General features: G+C 72.5%; 8 protein-coding genes. 3 read left to right on the top strand and 5 right to left on the bottom strand.

Annotated elements, in window-relative coordinates; translation table 11 throughout:
- Positions 1-635, bottom strand: a 635-nt coding sequence (locus M3C17_RS18625) for an O-methyltransferase (RefSeq protein ID WP_259979547.1), incomplete at its 3' end; no start/stop codon positions are given.
- 89 nt (positions 636-724) lie between these two features.
- On the opposite strand from M3C17_RS18625, the gene M3C17_RS18620 reads away from it, so the two are divergent.
- Positions 725-1,099, top strand: coding sequence for a twin-arginine translocase TatA/TatE family subunit (locus tag M3C17_RS18620; protein WP_259979546.1), 375 nt, complete (start codon positions 725-727; stop codon positions 1,097-1,099).
- Between the two features lie 15 nt (positions 1,100-1,114).
- On the opposite strand, the gene M3C17_RS18615 is transcribed toward M3C17_RS18620, so the two are convergent.
- Genes M3C17_RS18615 through M3C17_RS18600 form a run of 4 tightly spaced genes read right to left on the bottom strand, consistent with a single transcriptional unit; the run spans position 1,115 to position 4,542 of the window.
- A complete protein-coding gene (locus M3C17_RS18615; protein WP_259979545.1) occupies positions 1,115-1,609 on the bottom strand; it encodes a YcxB family protein in 495 nt (164 codons plus the stop codon).
- A gap of 22 nt (positions 1,610-1,631) precedes the next feature.
- The gene (locus M3C17_RS18610) at positions 1,632-2,753 is read right to left on the bottom strand and encodes an Mrp/NBP35 family ATP-binding protein (RefSeq protein WP_259979544.1); all 1,122 of its coding nucleotides are present in this window, start codon (positions 2,751-2,753) and stop codon (positions 1,632-1,634) included.
- Entirely contained in the window at positions 2,750-3,274 is a 525-nt protein-coding gene (locus M3C17_RS18605) for a DUF1003 domain-containing protein (protein WP_259979543.1), read from the bottom strand. The genes M3C17_RS18610 and M3C17_RS18605 overlap by 4 nt, the downstream gene beginning before the upstream one ends.
- Positions 3,274-4,542 carry a magnesium transporter MgtE N-terminal domain-containing protein gene (locus tag M3C17_RS18600; RefSeq protein ID WP_259979542.1) on the bottom strand — a complete coding sequence of 423 codons (1,269 nt, stop codon included), beginning with the start codon at positions 4,540-4,542 and terminating at the stop codon, positions 3,274-3,276. The genes M3C17_RS18605 and M3C17_RS18600 overlap by 1 nt, the downstream gene beginning before the upstream one ends.
- Before the next feature lie 85 nt (positions 4,543-4,627).
- Between M3C17_RS18600 and M3C17_RS18800 the strand changes: the two genes are divergently transcribed.
- A complete protein-coding gene (locus M3C17_RS18800; protein WP_311198459.1) occupies positions 4,628-5,518 on the top strand; it encodes a general stress protein in 891 nt (296 codons plus the stop codon).
- 16 nt (positions 5,519-5,534) lie between these two features.
- Entirely contained in the window at positions 5,535-6,194 is a 660-nt protein-coding gene (locus M3C17_RS18590; protein WP_259979541.1) for an alpha/beta fold hydrolase, read from the top strand.
- Positions 6,195-6,355: the final 161 nt, after the last annotated feature.

Here is a 6,355-nt window from a genome sequence, read left to right as displayed (position 1 = left end):
TCGCGGTCGTCGAGCCGCACGAGCTGCAGCAGGCCCTCGCCCGCGGGGGAGACGGTGGCCAGCACGGCCGAGGATTCCTGCGTCTCCTGCACCAGCGAGCGGTAGGCCGACGTGACGTCGTCGCGCTGCACGGGGTCGGCGACGCGTCCACCGGCGAGCACCCGCGGTACCAGCACCATGCCCCCGGTGCGCGCGAGTCGCAGGCCGTGCTCGACGTACTCGATCACGTTCTCCGGGTCGGCGTCGACCAGCACGATGTCGTACGAGGACTCGTTCATGCGGGGGAGCACGTCGCTCGCGCGGCCGGTGATGAAGCGCGCCCTGGTCGACGGCACGCGGGAGTCGGCGAACGCCTGGCGGGCGGCGGCGAGGTGCTCGGGCTCGTTGTCGATCGTGGTGAGCACGGCCTGCGGGGCGCCGCGGAGCAGCCAGAGGCCGGAGACGCCGGCACCGGTGCCGATCTCGACGATGGAGCGGGCGGCGGCCGCCGCTGCCAGCACCGCGATCTGCGAGCCCACGGACGCGCTCACCGGAGCCGCACCGAGTTCGGCCGCATGGGCGCGGGCGCGGGCGATGGGGTCCGGTTCGACGATGGACTCACGAAGGAAGCGTGCGTTGGCGTCGTGCTCGCTCATTCCTGCCTCTCCCTGCCTGCATGGGTGTTCCCTCCAGGGTATGGGCTCCCGGCGCGCGGAGACCGCAGGCGCGGCGGTAGCCTGGACACATGACGTTCGGTCTCACCTTCGAGAAGCTGCTGCTGATCGGCCTGATCGCGGTGCTCATCATCGGGCCCGAACGTCTTCCCCGTGCGGCCGAGGGATTCGCCCGCATGGTGCGCAAGGCGGGGGAGTACCTGCGTGACACGAAGTCGCGCATGCGCGAGGAGATGGGACCGGAGCTCGACGACGTGGACTGGCGCAAGCTCGACCCGCGTCAGTACGACCCGCGGCGCATCATCCGCGACGCGCTGCTGGAGGAGCCGCAGCCCGCCACCCCGGCGCAGGCGACCGCGACGATCGCCGAGCCCATCGCGCCGCGCACGGCGCCGCCGACCTTCAGCGCGGACGACCTGCCGCCGTTCGACTCCGAGGCGACGTAGACCGGCGCAGCGGCCTCAGGCGACGCGAGCGCGCAGGATCGCGATGTCCTCGTCGCTGAGCAGCATCCGGGGGATGGCCGTCGCCACCGAGGCATCGCGGATCTTCAGCAGTACCGCATCGCGCCCGACCCGCACGTGCTGGAAGGTGCGGTAGGGGATCTCGGAACGGCGACGGTCGCTGCCGAGCTGCAGCCGGTCCTCCTCCAGCGACACCCAGACGACGCTCTCGACCGGCATCGCCGCCCGGACCGCGCGCCGTGCGGAGGAGGTGGACAACACGATCGCGTACAGCGCGAGGCCGAGGACCACGACCGGCGTCAGGGACACGATCACCGACACCTGGTCACCGGCGGCGGTCCTGGCGTTGAGGTTGAGTACCCCGAGCACGAACGCGGCGGCCAGCGCCAGCCACATCACAATCGCCACCGGACGCGTCAGCGAGTAGATCGCGGCGTCTCGCGCCATCCGCCGGAGCAGGCTCTCATCGATCGTCACGGAGCGGTGCGGCATCCCGCCATCCTCCCACGCGCGCTCAGCCGACCGACATCGGCAGCGAACGCCCGGCGAGTCCCCGGCCGCGGCGCGCCAGGCGGCCGGCGAGGTCGCGGATGGCCGCGGCGGCGGCGTCATCGGGAGCGGCCGCGACGACGGGTACTCCCGCATCCCCGCCCTGCCGGAGTGCGGGACTCAGCGGGATGGAGGCCAGCAGCGGGACAGGGGCATCCGGCTCGGACAGCGCCTCCGCCACGGCGGCGCCGCCACCCGCACCGAACAGGTCGACGACGGTGCCGTCCGGCAGCGTGTACGCGGCCATGTTCTCGATCACGCCGATCACGCGCTGACCGGTCTGCCTGGCGACCAGGCCACTGCGGATCGCGACGTCGGAGGCGGCGGCCTGCGGTGTCGTCACGACGAGCACCTCGGCGTGCGGAAGCAGCTGGCCGATGGAGATCGCGATGTCACCGGTGCCGGGCGGCATGTCGATGAGGAGCACGTCGAGATCGCCGAAGAACACGTCGGTGAGGAACTGCGACACCGTGCGGTGCAGCATGGGTCCGCGCCAGGCGACCACGGACTCCCCATCGCGCAGGAACATGCCGATCGAGATGGTCTTCACCCCGTGCGCCACCGGCGGCAGCATCAGGTCGTCGATGCGGGTGGGCTGCGTGCCGGCGGGGATGCCGAGCAGGCCCGGGATGGAGAATCCGTGCACGTCGGCGTCGACCAGGCCGACGGAGAGGCCGCGCGCGGCCAGGGCGACGGCGAGATTGGCGGTGACGGTCGACTTGCCGACGCCGCCCTTGCCGCTGGAGACCAGGATGACGCGCGTGAGGGAGTCCGGCCCGAACGGCATGTGCCGCGGCGGGCGGCCGGCGCGCAGCTTCTCGGTGAGGGCCTTCCGCTCCGCCGGGGTCATCACGCCCACCTCGACCTCGACGGCTTCCACGCCAGCGACCGAGGCCGCCGCCTGGCGCACGTCCCGCTCGATGCGGTCCGCCGCCGGGCAGCCGACGATGGTCAGCGCGATGCCGACCTTCGCCGTGCCGCCGACGACCGTGATGTCGCGCACCATGTCGAGCTCGCCGATCGGGCGGCGCAGTTCCGGGTCGGTGACGGCGGCGACCGCTGCCCTGACGCTCTCGGCGGCCGTCATGGAGTCCCGCCGCCCGCCGGCTTCTCGTCGGCGTCGCCGAGCTCGGCCAGCAGCGCCCGCAGCTCCTGGCGGAGCACGTCACGCGTGACGACCTGCGCGTTGCGCTCCTCGAGCGACATCCGCAGCGCCACGATCTCCCTGGCCAGGTACTCCGTGTCGGCGAGGTTGCGCTCGGCACGCTGCCGATCCTGCTCGATCTGCACCCGGTCGCGGTCGTCCTGACGGTTCTGCGCGAGCAGGATGAGCGGCGCGGCGTAGGACGCCTGCAGCGAGAGCATCAGCGTGAGCGCGGTGAAGCCGAGCGCCGCATCGTCGAAGCGCAGATGGTGCGGCATCAGCGTGTTCCAGCCGATCCAGAGGACGCAGAACAGGCTGAGGATGACGAGGAACGCCGGCGTGCCCATGGCCCTGGCCACCCACTCGGTGAACCGGCCGAAGCGATCGCGCGAGGTCGTGCGCGGCCGCGTGGAGGTGCGCACCGGAGCATCCAGACGAGGGGAGGAGCGGGACAGGCGCGCCATCACCGCACCTCCCTCGTGGGCGGCGCGGCCTCGTCGCTGTCGTGCGTGCGCCAGTCGTCGGGGAGCAGGTAGTCGAGCACATCGTCGATGCTGATCGCCCCGACCAGGCGGTGCGCGGCATCGATCACCGGGAGCGACACCAGGTCGTAGCTGGCCAGCAGCCGGGCGACCTCCGCTGCGGACGCGGTGACCGGGACGGGTTCCAGGCTGTCGTCGAGGATCGCGCCCAGCCGCTCGTGCGGCGGGTAGCGCAGCATGCGCTGGAAGTGCACGAGCCCCAGCAGGCGGCCCGTCGGCGTCTCGAACGGCGGCAGCGTCACGAACACGGCAGCCGCGAGGGCGGGGTGCAGCTCGTGGCGCCGGATCAGGGCGAGCGCCTCGGCCACGGTCGCGTCGGCGGAGAGGATGATCGGCTCCGGAGTCATCAGTCCGCCCGCGGTGTCCGGCCCGTACCGCAGCAGCATGCGGACGTCCTCGGCCTCCTCGGGCTCCATGAGCTCCAGCAGCTGCTCCAGGCGGTTCGGGGGCAGCTGTGCGAGCAGGTCGGCCGCGTCGTCCGGCTCCATCTGGTCGAGGATGTCGGCGGCGCGCTCGTCGCCCAGCCGGTCCAGGATGTGCACCTGCTCGTCCTCGGGCATCTCCTCGAGCGCGTCGGCGAGCCGGTCGTCGGAGAGCTCCTCCGCGACCTCGATCATGCGCTGCTGCGGGAGGTCGAGGAGCGTGTTGGCGAGGTCGGCGGCATGCAGCTCGGAGTAGGAGGCGACGAGCTGCTCGGCCGACTGCGACTCCCCGGGCGCGCGCTCCTCGGCGACCTCGTTCCAGGCCGCGAACGTGGTCGGGCCCTTCGCGAACGGGGAGGCACCGGTCTTCGGCCGGCGGAGGAACAGCTGGCTGATCGCCCATTCGCCGAGGCGGTTGGGCTCGATCGCGACGTCCTCGATGACGGCGGTGCCGCTGCCGTCGACGAAGCCGACCCGTCGTCCGAGCATCTCCGCGAGCACCCGCACCTCACCGGCGCGCGGGGAGAAGCGGCGGACGTTGATGAGGCCGGTCGTGATGACCTGGCCGGAGCGGATCGAGGTGACCCTGCCGATCGAGAGGAACACGTGCCGGCGACCCGGGATCTCCACCACGAGCCCGATCACACGCGGGGCCGCGGTACTTCGATACACGACGACGACGTCGCGGACCTTGCCGAGCCGGTCGCCGACGGGATCGAAGACGGCGCACCCTGCCAGGCGCGCGGCGAAAACCCGTTGTGTGCTCACTTGACCAGCGTAGCCCGGGGGTCTGCCGGGCGGCGGTCGCGGCACCCCTCGGCCGCGCCGATCCTCGGCATGGAAGAATGGCTTGATGAGCATGCTTAATCGCCCAGCGAGCGGCACGGACACCGGTGAGATCGTCGCCTCGACGCGGGACTACGAGAACGCGCAGAAGACGGTGTCGAAGCTGATCGCCGGAGAGGTTCCGGCACGGGACATCGCGATCGTGGGGCAGAGCGTCCGCACGGTCGAGCGCGTGACGGGCCGGCTGGGCTACGCGGCCGCTGCCCGCTCCGGCGCGATCAACGGCGTGCTGATCGGACTGTTCCTCTCCGCGATCCTGGTGCTGGGAAACCCGGAGGTGCCGATCCAGCTCTTCGTGGGCTTCGTGCTGATCGGCGTCGCGGTCGGCATGCTGCTGAGCCTCATCACCTACGCGATCGTGCGGCGGCGGCGCGACTTCGCCAGTGTCACCCAGTTCGCCGCCGACCACTACGAGGTCACCGTGCAGCCGGGTTCGCTCGCCAAGGCGCGGCAGGTGCTCGGCTCCACGCGCGTGGCGCCCGTCCGGCCGCCCGTGAACCTCGACGAGCCGCCGCGGTACGGGGAGCGCATCACTCCCGGCGGCACGCCTCCCGTGTCACCCGCACCAGCACCGGGTGCGGACCACGCTCCCGGTCCGGACGCGAGCCCCGCGCCGACTCCCGCCGGCACTCCGGCTCCGGGTACCGACCCCGCTCCCGGCCCGGAGACGATCCCGGCCCCCGGCCCTGACGCCAGCCCGGCTCCTGCGCCCGGTCCCGGTACGAACCCGGCCCCGACGCCCGCTCCCGAGCCCGGTGCTGCTCCGGCACCCGCCCCCGCGCCCGAGCCTGGTGCTGCCCCCGAGCCGGGTGCTGCCCCTGCCCCCGCGCCCGAGCCCGGGATCCCGCCGCGCCCCGCCGATCCCGGCATCGGCGGCGTCTCCGGTCCCGCGCGCTGAATCCCGGCGCCCGCGGATGAGCACCCTGGAGGTCGCGCTGCCGACCGGACCGGCGACGATCTCGGTCGACGCGACCGAGGGCAGCCGCGACGATGTCGTGCTGATCGCCCACGGTGCCGGCGCCGGCAAGGACCATCCGTTCCTTCGCGGTTTCGCGGCGGCGCTCGGTGAGCGCGGCTACTCGACCGTCCGCTTCAACTTCCCCTACGTCGAGCAGGGGCGCCGGATGCCCGGTCCCGCCGCGCACGCGACGGCCACGTGGCGCGCTGTGGTCGCCGCCGCCCGTGCGGCCCACCCCGCGGCGCGCATCTGGGCGACGGGCAAGTCGTACGGAGGACGTATGGCGTCGCTGGCGGTGGCGGACGGCCTCGTCGTGGACGGGCTCGTGTACCTCGGCTACCCGCTGCATCCCCCGGGACGCCCGGACAGGCCGCGCATCGAGCACCTTCCGGCGATCGCCGTGCCGCAGCTCTTCGTGGAAGGGACGACGGACCCGTTCATCCAGCCGCTGTCGCAGTTCGAGGAGGCGGTCGCCTCCTGCCAAGACGCCCGCGTGCACTGGATCGACGGCGGCGGTCACTCGTTCGAGGTGAAGGGGCGCAAGCGCCCGGCGGAGGAGGTCGGCGCGTCGCTGGCTCCCGTGGTCGACGACTTCCTCGACACGATCCGCGGCTGAGAACCCCGCGCCGACTTTCTCGAACTTTCTTCGCGAATCGCGTAATGAAACGCGTTCCCCCTCGTCTCATCCAGTGGAGACAGCAGCGAATCCCACCGGGGGGCGGGATTCGCTTCCGGTGCGTGGGGGCACGGCACCGGCGGGCGGGCTCGGGATCCTCG

It is taken from the genome of Microbacterium sp. p3-SID336, assembly GCF_025143365.1.
Classification (GTDB): Bacteria; Actinomycetota; Actinomycetes; order Actinomycetales; family Microbacteriaceae; genus Microbacterium.
The sequence above is the reverse complement of the archived record's forward strand: the minus strand, read 5'-3'. Positions and strand labels throughout refer to the sequence as shown.